Source organism: Gryllotalpicola protaetiae (assembly GCF_003627055.1).
Lineage (GTDB): Bacteria > Actinomycetota > Actinomycetes > Actinomycetales > Microbacteriaceae > Gryllotalpicola > Gryllotalpicola protaetiae.
In genome coordinates this window covers 2,509,290-2,525,239 of the sequence record NZ_CP032624.1, presented here as the reverse complement: position 1 = coordinate 2,525,239, position 15,950 = coordinate 2,509,290, and the positions used below count along the sequence as shown (strand labels likewise).

Annotated in this window: 16 protein-coding genes and 1 riboswitch; of the genes, 8 read left to right on the top strand and 8 right to left on the bottom strand. The window is 70.6% G+C overall.

Annotated elements, in window-relative coordinates:
* Positions 1 to 42: 42 nt before the first annotated feature.
* From D7I44_RS12290 to ribH, 5 genes are all read left to right on the top strand, one after another.
* A complete protein-coding gene (locus tag D7I44_RS12290; protein WP_120789760.1) occupies positions 43 to 303 on the top strand; it encodes a hypothetical protein in 261 nt (86 codons plus the stop codon).
* 113 nt (positions 304 to 416) lie between these two features.
* Positions 417 to 543: riboswitch (FMN riboswitch) on the top strand.
* Positions 544 to 612: 69 nt separating this feature from the next.
* A complete protein-coding gene (gene ribD, locus D7I44_RS12285; RefSeq protein ID WP_245979584.1) occupies positions 613 to 1,683 on the top strand; it encodes a bifunctional diaminohydroxyphosphoribosylaminopyrimidine deaminase/5-amino-6-(5-phosphoribosylamino)uracil reductase RibD in 1,071 nt (356 codons plus the stop codon).
* 12 nt (positions 1,684 to 1,695) lie between these two features.
* On the top strand, positions 1,696 to 2,328 hold the full coding sequence (locus D7I44_RS12280) for a riboflavin synthase (protein WP_120789759.1): 633 nt from the start codon (positions 1,696 to 1,698) through the stop codon (positions 2,326 to 2,328).
* Positions 2,325 to 3,584, top strand: coding sequence for a GTP cyclohydrolase II (ribA, locus tag D7I44_RS12275; protein WP_120789758.1), 1,260 nt, complete (start codon positions 2,325 to 2,327; stop codon positions 3,582 to 3,584). Before D7I44_RS12280 ends, ribA begins: the two co-directional genes overlap by 4 nt.
* 22 nt (positions 3,585 to 3,606) lie before the next feature.
* Positions 3,607 to 4,083 (top strand): 6,7-dimethyl-8-ribityllumazine synthase, encoded by a 477-nt coding sequence (gene ribH, locus D7I44_RS12270; protein ID WP_120789757.1) that lies wholly within the window; start codon positions 3,607 to 3,609, stop codon positions 4,081 to 4,083.
* Between the two features lie 169 nt (positions 4,084 to 4,252).
* Here ribH and D7I44_RS12265 read toward each other — a convergent pair whose 3' ends face one another.
* Positions 4,253 to 4,699, bottom strand: a complete 447-nt coding sequence (locus D7I44_RS12265) for a pyridoxamine 5'-phosphate oxidase family protein (RefSeq protein WP_120789756.1) — start codon at positions 4,697 to 4,699, stop codon at positions 4,253 to 4,255.
* A gap of 48 nt (positions 4,700 to 4,747) precedes the next feature.
* The gene (locus tag D7I44_RS12260; RefSeq protein ID WP_120789755.1) at positions 4,748 to 5,194 is read right to left on the bottom strand and encodes a DUF2269 family protein; all 447 of its coding nucleotides are present in this window, start codon (positions 5,192 to 5,194) and stop codon (positions 4,748 to 4,750) included.
* Positions 5,195 to 5,390: 196 nt separating this feature from the next.
* On the opposite strand from D7I44_RS12260, the gene D7I44_RS12255 reads away from it, so the two are divergent.
* Together D7I44_RS12255 and D7I44_RS12250 are read left to right on the top strand one after the other, a co-directional pair.
* Positions 5,391 to 6,797, top strand: coding sequence for an MFS transporter (locus D7I44_RS12255; RefSeq protein ID WP_120789754.1), 1,407 nt, complete (start codon positions 5,391 to 5,393; stop codon positions 6,795 to 6,797).
* A 125-nt stretch (positions 6,798 to 6,922) separates the two neighbouring features.
* Positions 6,923 to 8,743 carry an ABC transporter ATP-binding protein gene (locus D7I44_RS12250; protein ID WP_120789753.1) on the top strand — a complete coding sequence of 607 codons (1,821 nt, stop codon included), beginning with the start codon at positions 6,923 to 6,925 and terminating at the stop codon, positions 8,741 to 8,743.
* Positions 8,744 to 8,811: 68 nt separating this feature from the next.
* On the opposite strand, the gene D7I44_RS12245 is transcribed toward D7I44_RS12250, so the two are convergent.
* From D7I44_RS12245 to D7I44_RS12230, 4 genes are all read right to left on the bottom strand, one after another.
* A complete protein-coding gene (locus D7I44_RS12245) occupies positions 8,812 to 9,627 on the bottom strand; it encodes an ABC transporter permease (protein ID WP_245979583.1) in 816 nt (271 codons plus the stop codon).
* Entirely contained in the window at positions 9,624 to 10,472 is an 849-nt protein-coding gene (locus tag D7I44_RS12240) for an ABC transporter permease (protein WP_245979580.1), read from the bottom strand. Before D7I44_RS12240 ends, D7I44_RS12245 begins: the two co-directional genes overlap by 4 nt.
* On the bottom strand, positions 10,469 to 11,395 hold the full coding sequence (locus D7I44_RS12235; RefSeq protein ID WP_120790934.1) for an ABC transporter ATP-binding protein: 927 nt from the start codon (positions 11,393 to 11,395) through the stop codon (positions 10,469 to 10,471). The genes D7I44_RS12240 and D7I44_RS12235 overlap by 4 nt, the downstream gene beginning before the upstream one ends.
* A gap of 92 nt (positions 11,396 to 11,487) precedes the next feature.
* Entirely contained in the window at positions 11,488 to 11,970 is a 483-nt protein-coding gene (locus tag D7I44_RS12230) for an NUDIX hydrolase (protein WP_120789752.1), read from the bottom strand.
* A gap of 42 nt (positions 11,971 to 12,012) precedes the next feature.
* Between D7I44_RS12230 and D7I44_RS12225 the strand changes: the two genes are divergently transcribed.
* A complete protein-coding gene (locus D7I44_RS12225; protein ID WP_120789751.1) occupies positions 12,013 to 13,473 on the top strand; it encodes an aldehyde dehydrogenase family protein in 1,461 nt (486 codons plus the stop codon).
* Positions 13,474 to 13,540: 67 nt separating this feature from the next.
* Here the strand turns inward: D7I44_RS12225 and D7I44_RS12220 are convergent, their stop codons facing one another.
* Positions 13,541 to 14,134 (bottom strand): isochorismatase family protein, encoded by a 594-nt coding sequence (locus D7I44_RS12220; RefSeq protein WP_120789750.1) that lies wholly within the window; start codon positions 14,132 to 14,134, stop codon positions 13,541 to 13,543.
* Between the two features lie 94 nt (positions 14,135 to 14,228).
* Positions 14,229 to 15,890: a D-alanyl-D-alanine carboxypeptidase/D-alanyl-D-alanine endopeptidase gene (dacB, locus tag D7I44_RS12215; protein ID WP_245979579.1), complete on the bottom strand. Its 1,662-nt coding sequence runs from the start codon at positions 15,888 to 15,890 to the stop codon at positions 14,229 to 14,231.
* Positions 15,891 to 15,950: the final 60 nt, after the last annotated feature.

The following is a 15,950-nucleotide window of genomic DNA, read 5'->3' as shown; positions in this document are numbered from 1 at the left end:
GGGCGTATTGCCGCCGCGCCCCTGCGGGCGGACGGTGTCGGCATGAAGGCACCTATCCGTTCGACAGCCGCGGTTCTCGCCGCCGCGGGCCTGCTCGCTCTCGCCGGCTGCGCCGGCGGAGCGCCGGCCGGCCTCACCGACGAACACCCGACGCCGACGACGGCGCCGATCGAACCGCCGACACCGCGAGTCACAGTTCCCCCCACCGACTCGCTGCCGATCGGCCGCGTGCTCGTTCCCCGAGCCGCGCCGCCCGCGCCGGAGAAGCTCCCGCCAGGAAGATTCGCGAAGCGGCCGCAGTGAGCCCCGCGGGCATCCGGTACAGGGTGTGACGGATGCCCACGCGGGACCCCGCGTCGGCGCATGACGGCGGACCGAGCAGGGAATACGCCGCGAGGCTATGCTTGTTGCGCAATATGTGCTCCGGGGTCGGTGAGAGTCCGAACCGGCGGTGAAAGTCCGCGAGCCCTTGCCGAACGTGGCGGGGTTGAGCCGGTGGAATTCCGGCACCGACGGTTAAAGTCCGGATGGGAGGAAGCACAGCGCGCCGGTGACGGTGCGTGATTGTCGCTTTTGCGTCGCCCCGGAGCCGAGAAGGCCCGGAGGGAACAGATGGACGCGGAGCGGTTCGAGGCGCCGATGCGCCGAGCGCTCGCGCTTGCCGCCCTCGGCCCCGCGCGGGGCGTGAACCCGCGGGTCGGGTGCGTCATCCTCTCCGCATCGGGCGAGGTCGTCGCCGAAGGCTGGCATCGCGGCGCCGGAACCGCGCACGCCGAGGTCGACGCCCTCTCCCAGGCCGCCGACGGCGCGGCGCGAGGAGCGACCGCCGTCGTCACCCTCGAGCCCTGCAACCACACCGGCCGCACGGGGCCGTGCAGCGAGGCGCTCATCGCAGCCGGCGTGGCGCGCGTCGTTTTCGCGGTCGACGATCCCGGAGCGCGGTCGCGAGGCGGCGCCGCACGCCTGCGCGAGGCAGGTGTCGACGTGATCGGCGGCGTGCTCGCCGATGAGGTCGAGGGATTCCTGGCCGACTGGCTCTTCGCTGTGCGCCACGACCGCCCGTTCACCACCCTGAAGTGGGCGTCGAGCCTCGACGGCCGCACCGCGGCGGCCGACGGCACGAGCCGCTGGATCACCGGGCCGGCCGCCCGCGAGCGTGTGCACGAGCAGCGCGCCGCGAGCGACGCGATCCTCGTCGGCACGGGCACGGTGCTCGCCGACGACCCGAGCCTCACCGCGCGCGACGCAGCGGGCGCGCTGCGCGAGCACCAACCCGTGCCGGTCGTGGTCGGGCTTCGTGGGATCCCCGACGACGCGGCGCTGTGGAACCACCCTCAGGCGCCGATCCTCCTCAAGACACACGAGCTGCGGGACGCGCTGCACGAGCTGCAGCAGCGCGGCATCCGCTCGCTGTATGTGGAAGCCGGCCCGACGCTCGCCGACGCGCTCATCGCCGCCGATCTCGTCGACGAATTCGCGATCTATCTCGCCCCCACTCTCATCGGCGGCCCGCGCACGGCCACCGGCGACCTCGGCGTCCGCTCGATCATGGAGCAGCGCCGCCTCGAACTCGGCAGCGTCGAGCGCCTCGGCGACGACGTGCTGATCACCGCCCGGCCCGTCGCCGCGGATCTTCATTCATCGCTCCGCGATGAGCCGATCAGCGGTCACGCCGCGCACTAAGGAGACACACCCATGTTCACCGGAATCATCGAAGAGATCGGCGAGATCACCCGCGTGCAGCAGTACGGCGACGCGGCGCGCATCACCGTGCGCGGCCCGCTCGCGATCGACGGGGCCAAACACGGCGACTCGATCTCGGTCAGCGGCGTGTGCCTCACCGTCGTAGGTCTCGAGCGCGACGAGTTCACGGCAGACGTGATGCGCGAGACGCTCGAGATGTCGACGCTCGACAAGGCCGCGATCGGCACCCACGTGAACCTCGAGCGCGCCGCGCAGCTCGGCGACCGGCTCGGCGGGCACATCGTGCAGGGGCACGTCGACGGCACGGCCGTCGTGCTGTCGACGGCCGACGGCAGCGCCTGGCGCGTCGTGCGCCTCTCGCTCACCCCCGAGCTCGCGCCGCTCGTGGCGCGCAAGGGCTCGATCGCGATCGACGGCACCTCGCTCACGGTCAGCGCGGTGGGTGGCGACGCGCTCGACGGGTACTGGTTCGAGGTGTCGCTCATTCCCGAGACCCTCGCCGCCACGACCCTGGGCCAGCGGGTGCCGGGCGACCTGGTGAATCTCGAGACCGACATCGTGGCGAGGCAGGTCGAACGGATGCTTCAATTCCGCGTTCCTTCGCAGGAAGAGGTGCACGCATGAGCATCGGAACGATTCCCGAGGCGATCGCCGCGCTGCGCGCCGGCTCGCCGATCATCGTGGCCGACGACGAGAGCCGCGAGAACGAGGGCGACATCATCATCGCCGCCGAGTTCGCGACGCAGGAGTGGCTCGCCTGGATGATCCGCAACACGAGCGGATTCGTGTGCGCGCCGATGACCAACGAGATCGCCGACCGCCTCGAGCTGCCGGTGATGGTCGTCGACAACCGCGACCCGCTCGGCACGAACTACACCGTGAGCGTCGACGCGGCCGACCGCACCTCGACGGGCATCAGCGCGGGCGAGCGTGCGCACACGCTGCGCGTGCTCGCCGACCTGGATTCCACGCCTGCGTCGCTCAACCGGCCGGGGCACGTACTGCCGCTGCGGGCCGTCGACGGCGGGGTCCGCGCGCGAGGCGGGCACACCGAGGCATCCGTCGATCTCATGAAGCTCGCGGGACTGACGCCGGTCGCCGCGATCGCCGAGGTGGTCGCGAACGACGGCGAGATGATGCGCCTGCCCGGGCTCATCGCGCTCGGCGAGGAGAAGGGGCTGCCGGTCGTCACGATCGCGGCGCTCATCGAGTACCTCAATGAGTTCCACGCGGACACCCGGCTCGAGACGCTCACCCCGATCCCCGAGTCGAGCAGCGTGACCTTCGAGGTCGAGACCGGCCTGCCGACGACGCACGGCTCGTTCCGGGTGCGCGCGTACCGCGATCGGATGACCGGGGCGGACCACGTCGCGATCATCGCGGGCGACCCCGCGGAGCACGGCGCGCTCGTGCGGGTGCACTCCGAGTGCCTGACCGGTGAGGCGTTCGGCTCGCTCAAGTGCGAGTGCGGGCCGCAGCTGGATGCCGCGCTCGACACCATTCAGCGCGACGGCGGCGTCGTGATCTACCTGCGCGGGCACGAGGGCCGCGGCATCGGGCTCATCAACAAGCTGCGCGCCTACCAGCTGCAGGCCGAGGGGCTCGACACGCTCGACGCGAACCTGGCGCTCGGGCTGCCGGTGGACGCGCGGGACTACACGGCGGCCGGCGACATCCTGAAGGATCTCGGCGTGCGCTCGGTGCGCCTGCTGACCAACAACCCCGACAAGGTGAGCCAGCTCGAGTCGCACGGCATCAGGGTCGATGAGCGCGTGCCGCTCGTGGTCGGGGTCGGCGCGCTCAACGCCGGCTACCTCGAGACCAAGCGCGATCGTATGGGGCATCTCATCGAGAGCCTCGGCGTCGACCAGCACCAGTAGAACCCCCGAAAGGAACAGCAGCATGGCCGGAAGCGGCGCCCCCACCGAGTTCGAGAAGATCGACGCGACGGGCCTGCGCGTCGTCGTCGTCGCGGGCACCTGGCACGACGTCATCACCGACGGCCTCATCGCCGGCGCCCGTCGCGTGCTCGAGGAATCCGGCGCCCGTCATTCGCTCGTGCGCGTTCCCGGATCGTTCGAGCTGCCGGTCGTGGCGAAGGCCGCGCTCGAGGCGGGGGCCGACGCGGTAGTGGCGCTCGGCGTGATCATCCGCGGCGGCACCCCGCACTTCGAGTACGTCTCGTCGGCCGCCACCGACGGCCTCACCCGGGTGGCGCTCGACACGGGCAAGCCGGTCGGCTTCGGCGTGCTCACGCTCGACGACGAGCAGCAGGGTCTCGACCGGGCCGGCCTGCCCGGCTCGCAGGAGGACAAGGGCGCCGAGGCCGCGCACGCCGCGCTGGCCACGGCGCTCACGCTGCGCGCGCTGCGCAGCTGAGAGGGCGAATGCCCGGGGCTGCCGCGCAGCAGTTGCCGCTCGGGCGCAATCGGGTCGATCGGGCACAGCGGTCTGGTCGAAAGCAGCGCCCGACCAGCGCAACTGTGCCCGACCGGCACGGCGCCGGGGCGCCGGGGCGGTGCCGGGGCGCCGGGGCGGTGCGACGGCGCTAGTCGGTGGGCTCAGCAGCCGGGTCGACCTCTGGCTCCGCGCCGAACTCGAAGCGCCGACCCGAGACCGACGTGACGTCGATCGCAATCAAATGGCGCTTCACCGTCGGCACCCACGGCTCGAGGCCGAGCTGGTCGACGGCGTCGACCTCGTCCTGCGCGATGGCCTCGCGCGGCGTGCCCTTCGCGACGACCGACCAGGCCCCCGTCGAGTCGACCTGGTCGACCTCGAGGGCGACCGGGTGCCCGACTGTTGCGCCGAACAGCTTGGTTCCCTCGCCGGTGCGCAGGTAGACGGTCGGATGCCTCGCGACGAAGTTCACGGGGAAGATCTCAGGCGCCCCGGCGATCACGACGGCGAGTCGCCCGTAGCCGGCCGAACCCAGTAGCTCCCAGCTGTGGCCGGCCCCCAGCTCGGTGGCCGCAGGGACATCGTTGTCGCTCATACCGCCAGTCTGCGACAGACCGAGCCGGGCGACAACGGGCTTCAGGCTCTAGGGGCGGAACGCCATGAGGATCACGACGACGACCAGCAGGATGGTCGACACACCTGCCGTCGCGGCCACTGCCGAATAGGCGGCCGGGCGGCGCAGCTTCTCGCCCTCGGCAGGCGCCGCCGCGCCCTCGATCTCCTCCGCACCGCGACGCAGGTTCGGTACGATCACGAAGACACTCAGCACGAACGCGCCGGCGTAGAGAACGACCGACAGCCAGACCCAGAGCCGGGTGAACGGGATGTCGGCGGTGCCGAGCGCCGCGAAGCCCAGCACGAACACGACGAGTGAGGCCCAGCTGAAGATCGACACCGATCGCGCGAGCCCGCGCACCTGCTTCGCGTCGAAGTTGCGCAGCGCCCGCAGCCCCGTGTGAGGCAGCAGCGCCATGGGGCCGATGATGAAGACGGCGAGGATGACGTGCAGCGCGATGAAGACGTGGGCCATGCCACTCAGCCTAGTGATCGGCCGATCGGCGCACCCGCCCCGGCGTTACCACGTTGCACGGCGTAGACTGTTGTCTTTCGCACCCGCCACAAGCGACTCGACGAAACCCTGATGCCTCGGCCCGCCGGCTGTACCCTGCCCGGCTCGAGCTGAACAGGCATCCGTTTTCTCATCTCACGAATCGCACGGGATCCTCATGTCTGTCTCTGCCACCCTCGAGGCCTCGAACACCACCGCGGCGAATCCGCGGTCGCGCGTCGTCCTCGCAAGCCTCATCGGCACGTCCGTCGAGTTCTACGACTTCTACGCCTACGCGACCGCCGCCGTTCTGGCCTTTCCCACCCTGTTCTTCCCCACCGGCGACCCGACCACCGCGCTGCTCGCCAGCTTCGCGACCTTCGGCGCCGCCATGGTCGCGCGGCCCATCGGAGCGATGTTCTTCGGCCACTTCGGCGACCGCATCGGGCGCAAGGGCACCCTGGTCGCGTCGCTGCTCACGATGGGCATCGCGACGTTCCTGATCGGATTCCTGCCGACCTACGCCGCCATCGGCTGGTGGGCGACGCTGCTGCTCATCGTCCTGCGCCTCGCACAGGGCTTCGCCCTCGGCGGCGAGTGGTCGGGCGCCGCGCTCATCGCGACCGAGAACGCGCCGGCCGGCCGACGCGGCTGGTGGGGCACGTTCCCGCAGCTCGGTGCGCCGATCGGGTTCATCATCGCGAACCTCGTCTTCCTCGTGATCAACACGATCTGGCCCGGCTCGTTCCTCGCCTGGGGCTGGCGCGTGCCGTTCTTCTTCTCGGCGCTCATGGTCATCATCGGCCTGTGGGTGCGACTGCGGCTCGTCGAGTCGACGACGTTCCAGAAGGCCGTCAAGGCCGACGCGATCGTGAAGCTGCCACTCGGCTCCCTGCTGCGGAAGAACTGGAAGGGCGTCGTGCTCGGCACCTTCTACATGCTCGCGACCTATGTCGTCTTCTACCTCATGACGACGTTCACGCTGAGCTACGGAACCCGCCTTCCCGCGCACGCCGCCGCCGCGGCCGCCGCGAAGGCCGGCACGCCGTTCAACGCGGCGAGCTACGTGCCCGGCCTCGGCATCCCCTATACGCACTTCGTGCTCATGCAGATCCTCGGCGTGATCTTCTTCGGCGTCTTCACGCTGATCTCCGGGCCGATCGCCGACACCATCGGACGCAAGAAGCTGCTCATCGGCGTGACGATCGCGATCATCGTGTTCGGCCTCACCTTCGACCTGTTCCTCGCGCCGCGCGGCGACGCGACCTTCGAGGGGGCGCTCGTGCAGGCGTTCCTCACGATCGGCTTCACTCTGATGGGCATCACCTTCGGCCCGATGGGCGCGCTGCTGCCCGAGCTGTTCCCGACGAACGTGCGCTACACGGGCTCGGGCGTCGCCTACAACATCTCGTCGATCCTCGGCGCGGCGCTCGCACCGCTCATCGCGGTGGCGCTCTGGGGCGCGGCATCCGGCCGCACCTGGCTCGTCGGCGTCTACCTGTCCGTCATGGGCGTGCTCACCCTGATCGCGCTGATCATCGGCCGCGAGACGAAGGACGTCGAGTTCCACGACCAGCTCGCGTGACGCGCGCGTGCGCGTGCGCGGGTGAAATCGTCGATTCGCGGGGGAAGTTCCTGCCGCGTACACCTCGCATCACCCGCGCATGCGCGCAGTCCGTGCCCAACCCGGAATCCTAGAATCGGGGCGCCATGAGTGATGTCACCGCCTCTGCTCCCCCACCCCCCGCTCGCCGCGGCTTCGGCCGCCGCCGAGCTTCCGACGAAGGGCCGCGCGCATCGTTCCGGCAGCTGCTGCCGTATCTGCTCGAGCACCGCCGCGTGCTCGTCTGGGTGATCGTGCTGTCGGTGCTCGGCGCCGCCGCGTCGCTCGCGCAGCCGCTGCTCGTGAACCAGGTGATCACGCGCGTGCAGCACGCGTCACCGCTCGGGTGGCTCGTGTGGGCGCTCGTCGGCCTCGTCGTCGTGGCCGGGCTGCTCTCCGGCTACCAGCACTACCTGCTGCAGCGCACCGGCGAGGGCGTCGTGCTGTCGTCGCGCCGGCGCCTCGTCGCACGGCTGCTCAACCTGCCGATCGCCGAGTTCGACCAGCGCCGCACTGGCGACCTGGTCAGCCGCGTCGGCGCCGACACCACCGCCCTGCGCGCCGTGCTCACGCAGGGGCTGATCGATGCGATCGGCGGCGCGCTCACCTTCGTCGGCGCGCTCGTCGGCATGCTCATCATCGATCCCGTGCTGCTCGGCCTCACCGTGCTCGTCATCGCGGTCTCGGTCGTCGTCGTCGTGCTGCTCTCCGGCCGAATCCGCAACGCGTCAGCGCAGGCGCAGAAGAAGGTCGGCGACCTGACCGCCGCCGTCGAACGCGCGATCACCTCGGTGCGCACCATTCGCGCGGCCGGCGCCACGGCACGCGAGGTCGCCGCCGTCGACGAGGACTCCCGCGGCGCCTGGCAGATGGGCATCCAGGTCGCCCGCATCTCGGCGATGGTCGTGCCGGTCGCCGGCATCGCCCTGCAGGTGTCGTTCCTGGTCGTGCTCGGGATCGGCGGCTATCGCGTCGCGTCCGGGGCCATCTCGGTGGCATCCCTCGTGACCTTCATCATCTTCCTGTTCATGCTCGTCATGCCGCTCGGCAACGCGTTCGGCGCGATCACCTCGGTGAACTCGGCGTTGGGCGCACTCGGCCGCATCGAAGAGATCATCGCGCTGCCCGGGGAGGACGCGCGCGATGCGCAGACCGCCTCACTTGCTCAGCTGCGGGCGGATGCGCCGGCCATCGCGTTCGACAGGGTGTCGTTCGCCTATCCGGTCCTTCCGGGTGAAGCAGAATCGGCCCCGGTGCTGCGCGAGGTCTCGTTCGACGTGCCGCGCGGCAAGCGCACCGCGCTCGTCGGGCCTTCCGGTGCTGGGAAGTCGACGTCGCTCGCGCTCATCGAGCGGTTCTACGACCCGACCGCCGGGGCGATCCGCATCGGCGGGGTCGACGTCGCCGACCTGCCGCGCGACGAGTTGCGGGCCCAGCTCGGGTATGTCGAGCAGGATGCCCCTGCACTCGCCGGCTCGCTGCGCGACAACCTTCGCCTCGCCGCGCCCGATGCGTCCGACGACGCGTGCCGCGACGTCCTCGAGGCGGTGAACCTCGGCGAGGTGCTCGCACGCTCGCCGCTCGGCCTCGACGCGCCCGTCGGCGAGGAGGGCGTTATGCTCTCCGGCGGCGAGCGCCAGCGGCTCGCGATCGCGCGGGCGCTGCTCGCCGCTCCCCCGATCCTGCTGCTCGACGAGTCGACGTCGTCGCTCGACGGCCGCAACGAGCAGCTCATGCGCGAGGCGATCGATGCCGTCGCCGAGCACCGCACGATGATCGTCATCGCGCACCGTCTGTCGACCGTCGTCGACTCGGACCAGATCGTGGTGCTCGATCATGGCGAGGTGGTCGGGGTGGGAACGCACTCGGAGCTCGTGGCATCCGTGCCGCTCTATCGCGAGCTCGCGAAGCACCAATTGCTGGTTTGAGCTCAGCGCACGGGTGGGCGCGGCTGGCAGCGCCGGGGCAACCGCCTCGTCCGAGGTGAGTCCCCAGGCTATTTCAAGAACAGTGCGCGCAGCCGCGCGGTCGTGAGCACCAGGCCGGCCGCGATCATGCCGGCGTAGTAGAGCACGTGCCACACGAGCGCCGTCGTGATGACGCCGGTGGTCAGGCCGCGCACGAGCTCGATGCCGTGCCACAGCGGCAGGCATTCGATGACGATCTGCACCGGCCGCGGGTAGACGGTGATGGGGAAGAACGTCGACGACAGCAGGAACATCGGCAGCAGGACGAAGAAGATCCAGTCGAGCTGGGTGAACGTCTTCATGAAGCTCACGATGCCCATGCCGAGGCTCGCGAAGCCGAAGGCGATGATCAGCAGCGCGGGGAACGCCAGCAGCGCCGTCCACGACAGGTTGAGGCCGACGGCCCACATCACGCCGAGGAACGCCAACCCATAGAGTGCACCGCGCAGCAGCGCCATCATGATCTCGCCGAGCGCGACGTCGAGCGGCCCGAGCGGCGTCGCGAGCATGCCCTCGTAGAGCTTCCCGAAGTTCAGCTTGAAGAACACGTTGAACGTCGAATCCATCACGGCGCCGTTCATCGCCGACGTCGCGAGCAGCGCCGGCGCGATGAACGCCGCGTAGCTGATGTGGTGGCCGCCCGTGTCGACCGTGCCGATCAGCGCACCGAGGCCGACGCCGAGCGACAGCAGGTAGAGCACCGGCTCGAGGAACCCCGAGACCACGACGAGCCAGTTCGTCGACCTCGTCGCCATCCAGCTGCGGGCCATCACGGCGCCCGGATTCCCCGCGAACACCGCCCCGAGCAGGCGCGGCCTCGAGCGGCCCGTCACAAGAGCGCTCACTTGTTCAGCTTCTTCCGCGCGAGCCGGCGGGCGATCTGCCACCCGACGACGAAGGTCGCCACGAGATACGCGAGGTGCACGGCGATGAGCCAGGCCGGCTCGCCGAGCCCGTACGTCGCGTCGCGCGCGAGCTGCGTGCCGTGCCAGAGGGGCGACACCCACCCGATCCACTGCAGGTAGACCGGCATCAGCGACAGCGGGAAGTAGGTGCCGGAGAACAGCGTGAGCGGCATGACGATGAACCGCAGCACGAGCGTCTCTTGGCTCGCGTCTTTGTCGAGGGACGTGATGTAGGCGATCAGCGGGCCGCCGAACGACAGTGCGGTGAGCAGTGCGGCAAGGACCGAGAGGATGCCCCACCCCGACTGCACCGCACCGAACGCCCACATGATCAGGAAGTAGACGAGGCTGTTCGCCGTGATGCGCACGCTCGTGTAGATCACGTTCCCGTCGATGATCTGGCCGGGCGACAGCGGCGCGGCATTCATGCCGAAGAACGTCGGATTCCACTTGAACCCGAGCCTGATCGGGAAGATGAACTCTTCGGACGCGGTCTGGAACGCCGCCGCCGTGAGCAGCGCCGGCGCCACGAACACGAGGTATGACACCCCGCCGAGGTCCGCCGCGCCGGCCCCGCCGCCGATGAGCGAGCCGAGCCCGAGGCCCATCGCGAACAGGTACAGCACCGGCAGGCCGAGGGCGGGGACGACGTTCGACGTCCAGGTGCGGCGCGCCGTCGTGAGACGGTGCTCGAACACGAAGAGCGCCCCGAAGCGCCGCGGGCGCACGGCTGCCCGGCGGGCGAGTGCGGCTGCAGCATCTGCCGTCATCGCGTTCGCCGTCATTCGATCAGGCTCCGCCCGGTGAGCCTGAGGAACACGTCTTCAAGCGATGCGCGCCGCACGAGCGACGTGATCGCCTCGAGCCCGCGGCCGCGGACCGCCTCGAGTGCGGCCTCGCCGTCGTCGGCGTAGATCAGCACCCGGTCGGGCAGCACCTCGACCCGGTCGCCGATTCCCTCGAGCTGGGCCGCCGCCGCCGCATTGCGCTCTGAGCCGAAGCGCAGCTCGAGCACCTCGCGGCTCGAGTAGTGCCTGATGAGCGACGACGGTGTGCCCTCTGCCATGATGCGCCCGTGGTCGACGACGATCAGGCGGTCGCAGAGCTGCTCAGCCTCGTCCATGTAGTGGGTCGTCAGCACCAGCGTCGTGCCCTGCTCTTTGAGCCGGAACAGCCGGTCCCACAGGATGTGCCGCGCCTGCGGGTCGAGCCCCGTCGTCGGCTCGTCGAGCAGCAGGATCTTGGGGTCGTTGATGAGCGCCCGCGCGATCGTGAGTCGCCGCTTCATGCCGCCGGAGAGGTCGTCGATGCGGGTCTTCGCCTTCTCGGTGAGCTGCGCGAACTGCAGCAGCTCGCCCGCGCGCTGCTTCACGAGCTTCCGCGGCAAGCCGAAGTAGCGGCCGTAGACGATCACGTTGTCGAGCACGGGCAGCTCGAAATCGAGGTTGTCGGTCTGCGGTACGACGCCGAGCTGCGAGCGGATCTCGGGCCCGCTGCGATCGGGGTCGAGCCCCAGGATCGACAGCTCGCCGCCCGTACGCGGCGACACCGCGCCCACCATGCGCATCGTCGTCGACTTCCCGGCCCCGTTCGGCCCGAGCAGGCCGAACGACTCACCAGAGGCGACCTCGAACGAGACACCGCCCACCGCCTCGACCTCGCCGAAGCGCTTCGCGAGGTCGGTTGCAACGATCACCGGTGCGGCCATGACCACCACGGTATCGGCGGGCACCGACATCGGGACAGGGCGATCATTTCGAGACGGATGCCGGCGGCACCCTTCTCACCGACCGGGTCGGGTCAGCGCTGGAAGCGCGCGGCCACCTCGTCTGACGCCGCGACCTCGATGCGCTCGCGATGGTCGTCGCGCATCGGCGGCAGCGCACCGAGGCGGAACCAGGCGGCCTCGGTGTTCTCGCCGTCGGCCGGGAACGGCTCGCCGGAGACGTAGCGGCACCGGAACGTCAAGTCGATGTACCGCGACCGGTCCCCGTTGCCATAGACGACGACACGCTCGTCGACGTGCACACGTGCGAGCCGCTCGGCGACGGCGACGATATCGGCCTCTTCGAGCACCTCGCGTTCAGCGGCGACGGCGGGCGGTTCGCCCGGATCCACGATGCCGGTCACGGCCGTCCACTCACCGTTGTCGGAGCGCTTGACGAGCAGCACCTCGCGGTCGGGCCCCTCACCGCGCAGCACCACCGCGGTGACGCCGGACAGCCACAGCTCGTCGTTCCCGATCTTCTCGCGCAGGCGCAGGACGAACTCCGGGGTCGGCATCGCCCCAGACTATCGAGCGCGTCCACGCCGTAGGGTTGAAGAGTGACCGATACCCAGGCGCTCACCGTCGACGCCGCCGTCTCCGCTGCCCAGTCCGCCTTCGAGGCCGCCCGCGAGGTGCCGCCGGCCACTCGCCGAGCGTGGCTCGACGCCCTCGCCGACGCGCTCGACGCGAACGCCTCCGAGCTGATCGCCCTCGCCCACGACGAGACCCATCTGCCCGTCGGCCGGCTTACCGGCGAGCTGACCCGCACGGCGTTCCAGCTGCGGCTGCTCGGCGCCGACGCTGCGACCGGCGAGCCGCTCGGGGCGACCATCGACCACGCCGACCCGGGCTGGGGCATGGGCCCCCGCCCCGACATCCGCCGCGTCGCGGAGCCCATCGGCGTCGTCGGCGTCTTCGGCGCCTCCAACTTCCCCTTCGCGTTCAGCGTGCTCGGCGGCGACAGCGCCGCGGGCCTCGCCGCCGGCTGCGCAGTCGTGCACAAGGCGCATTCCGCGCACGCGCAGCTTGCCCGCGCGACCGCCCGCATCGCGGTCGAGGCGCTGGCGGCAGCCGGCGCACCCGACGGCCTGTTCTCACTCGTCGAGGGCCGCGAGGCCGGCACCGCACTCGTGCAGCACCCGCTCGTCAAAGCGATCGGATTCACCGGTTCGACCTACGGCGGCCAGGCCCTCGCGGCCCTCGCCGCCGCGCGGCCCGAGCCGATTCCCTTCTACGGCGAGCTCGGCAGCACGAATCCCGTGTTCGTCACCGAGAACGCGTGGGCGACGCGACGCGACGCGATCCTGGCCGGCTACGTCGGCTCGTTCACCCTCGGCATGGGCCAGTTCTGCACGAAGCCCGGCTTCCTCGTCGTTCCTGCGGGCGAGCGCGAAGCGCTCGTCGCGGGGCTGACGGATGCCGCGCCGACCCCGCCGCACGCGATGCTCTCGCCCGGGCTGCGCGAGTCGTTCGAGCGCTCCCGCGACGAGCTCGAGGGCACGGCGGGCTTCGAGCTGATCGTGACGCTGCCCGGCTCCGATGACGCCCCTGAGGCGACCGTGCTGCGTGCGTCGGCCGAGACCGTGATCGCGAACCCCGAGCTGCTCGAGCACGAGATGTTCGGCCCGGCCAGTGTCGTCATCGAATACGAGACGCCCGAGCAGCTCGCCGCGGTCGCCGAACGCATCGGCGGCCAGCTCACCGCCGGGGTGCAGGCCGAAGACGGCGACGACGTCGCCGCCCTGCTTCGCACCCTGTCCGCGCACGCGGGCCGCGTGCTGTGGAACGGCTGGCCGACGGGTGTCACCGTCAGCTATGCGCAGCAGCACGGCGGCCCATTCCCTGCGACGACGGCGCCCACCACCACCTCGGTCGGCACCGCGGCGATCGCCCGCTTCCTGCGACCGGTCGCGTATCAGGATGTACCGGATGCCGCACTCCCCGCACCCCTCCAGGAATCCAACCCCTGGGCAATCACCCGCCGCGTCGATGGCGTGATCCTCCCGGCGGCCGGCTGACCGGCCTCGGTCGTCACAAAGTCACGGACGGGTCGCGCGTGAGGTGACTTATCGACGACCGAAAGCTCTATCGAGCCGCGGTCACACTGGCGCTGGACGCGAGCTCGGCGCCCGCGGCGGCCAGCTCGTCCAGAGCGGCGTGCGACGAAGCATCCGCAACGCCTGCGATCAGGTCGGTGAGCACACGCACGCGCTCGCCGTCCGCGATCGCATCGAGCGCGCTGGCCCGCACGCAGTAGTCGGTCGCGATGCCCACGACGTCGACGTCGGTGATGCCATGCGCCTGGAACACCTCGCTGATGCGCTTGCCGAAGTCGTCAGCGCCTTCGAAGGCGGAGTAGGCCGGGCGGCCCTGCCCCTTCTTGACGTGCACGTCGATGCGATCGGATGCCAGTGCCGGGTGGTACTCGGCGCCCGGCGTCCCGCTGATGCAGTGCGGCGGCCAGCTGTCGACGAAATCGGGGTGCGCAGAGATGTGGCCGCCGTTGTCGTTGCCTCCGTCGTGCCAGTCGCGGCTCGCGACGACGAGGTCGTAGGCATCCGCATGCTCGTCGAGCAGCCGGGTGATGCCGGCCGCGACCGCCGCACCGCCCGTGACGCCGAGCGAGCCGCCCTCGGTGAAGTCGTTCTGCACATCGACGATCAGCAGCGCGCGGCTCATCTACTCATTGTCGCGCCGGTCCTCGCCCGGCGCGAGTCGCTACGCGACGCGCCGAGCACGTAGGCGCGTCGCTATGGCTGAGAAAGCCTGCCGCTTACGAGTTGCTCAGATTGTCGCCGCAGCTGTAGATCGCCGCGGTCAGCGAGTCGATCGCGGCGCGCGCGCTGTCGCCCACATTGCCGAGGGCGTAGATCGAGAAGACGAGCTGCGAGCCGTCCTTCGCATTGATGACGCCGGCGAGCGTGTATGCGCCGTCGATCGAGCCGGTCTTCGCGTGCACCTGGCCCGTCGCAACCGCCGAGGCGCCGGTGAAGCGCCCGTAGCTCTTCGCCAGCGTGCCGCTCTGCCCGGCAATAGGAAGCGCGTCGTAGATGACCCCGAGGCCGTTCTCGCGGTTCAGCACCTTCGTCAGGTACGAGCTGAAGAACGACGGGGGGACCCGGTTGTCGGCCGAGAGCCCGGAGCCGTCGATGATCGTGAGGCCCGAGGTGTCGACGCCGATCTTCTTGAGGGCGGCGGTGTCGCCCGCGTCGATCGCTCCGAAGGTGTTGCCGGCGCCCATCTTGATCGCGACGAGGCGCGCGATCATCTCCATCACGGTGTTGTCGGAGTTCTGCAGCGCCTCGGTGATGAGCGCCGAGATCGGCTGCGACTTCACCACGCCGAGCTGGGCTGCGCCCTGCGGCGCGCTGCCGGCGCCGTCGTACTTCGCCCCGAGATCCTGCGCGAACGCCTGGCCGGCGTCGCCCACGGGGTCGGTGCCGCGAGGCGACTCGAGCTTCGTGGGGCTCTGCTTGTCGCCATCGGCCATAAGCGCCGCGATCTCGGCGGTCGACCCCTCCGGCGTGCGCTCGGGGTTCTCATGCCAGCTCGCCTGCCAGGTGGGGCCGCCGAACAGCGACGCATCGGCGACGACCGAGGTGATCGGCTGCCCGGCGTTCGACGGATCCGCCGCCCAGGCCTTCTTCACCTGGTCGGCGAGGTCGGTGAGCGTCGGCGCCCCCTGATACCACTGGGGCTTGCCGGTGCCGAGGGTCGGGTCGCCGCCGCCGACGATGACGACCTGGCCGGGCTGCGAGCCCTTCACCGCGGTGGTCGAGATCTGGTAATCGGCGCCGAGCGCCGAGATCGCGGCGCCCGCCGTGATCGTCTTCATGACACTCGCGGTCGGCGCGCCGGTGCCGCCGTTCCGGTCGAACAGCACCTGGCCGGTCTTCGCGTCGACGACCTGCGCCTCCAGTGTGCCGAGCCGCCCATCTGAGGCGGGGCCGGCGACCGAGCAGGTCTTCAGCGCTGTGGCGGCGGCGGCCGGGTTCGCGGTCGGGCGCCCGGTGGGCGTCGGGGTCGATGAGGGGGTGGCGGATGCCGAGGGGCTGGCGGTGTGCACGGGGGCGTTCAGCGCGGCGGGCTGGGCGGGGCCGCCGGTCGCGGCGCCGGCGGCGAACGAGCCGCCGCCGATGATCAGGAAGGCCGCGGTGGCGCCTGCCGCGACCCAGCTGCGCGGGTGCGTGCGGATCGACGAGAGGATGCCCGCCCAGGCGCGCGCCGGAGCGCTCGACGCCTGCGGACCCGATGTGGAAGAGACGACGACCGGCTGAACGAACGCGGCGGTGCCGGCTGCCGCGGGCGAGGCCGCCGCGGGAGCGGCCATCGCCTGGGTCGGCTGCTCGACGATGGCACGCTCGTCGGTGCTCAACGGAGTGAACGGTTCGGTCGGGGGGAACTCGTCACCGAAGGGGTCTCTCGGGTCGGTCACCCTGCGAGTGTAGCCAAGGCATCCTGGCAGGCCGCGGCGAGGCCGCCGGCACCTTAACAG

Excerpts from the sequence above, each read along its gene's own strand:
- D7I44_RS12290 (WP_120789760.1), top strand. The coding sequence starts at position 43 with ATGAAGGCACCTATCCGTTCGACAGCCGCGGTTCTCGCCGCCGCGGGC.
- ribD (WP_245979584.1), top strand. The coding sequence starts at position 613 with ATGGACGCGGAGCGGTTCGAGGCGCCGATGCGCCGAGCGCTCGCGCTT.
- D7I44_RS12280 (WP_120789759.1), top strand. The coding sequence starts at position 1,696 with ATGTTCACCGGAATCATCGAAGAGATCGGCGAGATCACCCGCGTGCAG.
- ribA (WP_120789758.1), top strand. The coding sequence starts at position 2,325 with ATGAGCATCGGAACGATTCCCGAGGCGATCGCCGCGCTGCGCGCCGGC.
- ribH (WP_120789757.1), top strand. The coding sequence starts at position 3,607 with ATGGCCGGAAGCGGCGCCCCCACCGAGTTCGAGAAGATCGACGCGACG.
- D7I44_RS12265 (WP_120789756.1), bottom strand. The coding sequence starts at position 4,699 with ATGAGCGACAACGATGTCCCTGCGGCCACCGAGCTGGGGGCCGGCCAC.
- D7I44_RS12260 (WP_120789755.1), bottom strand. The coding sequence starts at position 5,194 with ATGGCCCACGTCTTCATCGCGCTGCACGTCATCCTCGCCGTCTTCATC.
- D7I44_RS12255 (WP_120789754.1), top strand. The coding sequence starts at position 5,391 with ATGTCTGTCTCTGCCACCCTCGAGGCCTCGAACACCACCGCGGCGAAT.
- D7I44_RS12250 (WP_120789753.1), top strand. The coding sequence starts at position 6,923 with ATGAGTGATGTCACCGCCTCTGCTCCCCCACCCCCCGCTCGCCGCGGC.
- D7I44_RS12240 (WP_245979580.1), bottom strand. The coding sequence starts at position 10,472 with ATGACGGCGAACGCGATGACGGCAGATGCTGCAGCCGCACTCGCCCGC.
- D7I44_RS12235 (WP_120790934.1), bottom strand. The coding sequence starts at position 11,395 with ATGGCCGCACCGGTGATCGTTGCAACCGACCTCGCGAAGCGCTTCGGC.
- D7I44_RS12230 (WP_120789752.1), bottom strand. The coding sequence starts at position 11,970 with ATGCCGACCCCGGAGTTCGTCCTGCGCCTGCGCGAGAAGATCGGGAAC.
- D7I44_RS12220 (WP_120789750.1), bottom strand. The coding sequence starts at position 14,134 with ATGAGCCGCGCGCTGCTGATCGTCGATGTGCAGAACGACTTCACCGAG.